1 protein-coding gene is annotated in these 230 nt (G+C 33.9%); it reads left to right on the top strand.

The window, feature by feature from the left end:
- Nucleotides 1-230: hypothetical protein (locus AAEZ08_RS23585; RefSeq protein WP_500125265.1), on the top strand; the 230-nt coding region annotated here is incomplete at both ends.

Here is a 230-nt window from a genome sequence, read left to right as displayed (position 1 = left end):
CGTCCTAACAAGGCGCTCACCAAAAGAATAATAATAGCAATTTTTTTAATTCCAGTCTCTTTATATCTTCTAGTAGATACTTTCAATACTAAAGACCAGAAAAAAAACGATCAACTGTTATCAGTTGCTCATTTATCTGAAAGAGATAGGCCATTAGAAAATGAAAACCATATTAGTATGCCTGATAAGCATGCTTTTGCAGCGGCCCTTGAATTGAATGGTATTAGAAC

Origin of the sequence: Pseudomonas sp. E45-MNA-CIBAN-0222 (genome assembly GCF_040310405.1) — a bacterium.
Classification (GTDB): Bacteria; Pseudomonadota; Gammaproteobacteria; order Pseudomonadales; family Pseudomonadaceae; genus Stutzerimonas; species Stutzerimonas stutzeri_AC.
Note: the sequence above shows the minus strand (reverse complement) of the source record. Positions and strands in the feature narration are given on the sequence as shown.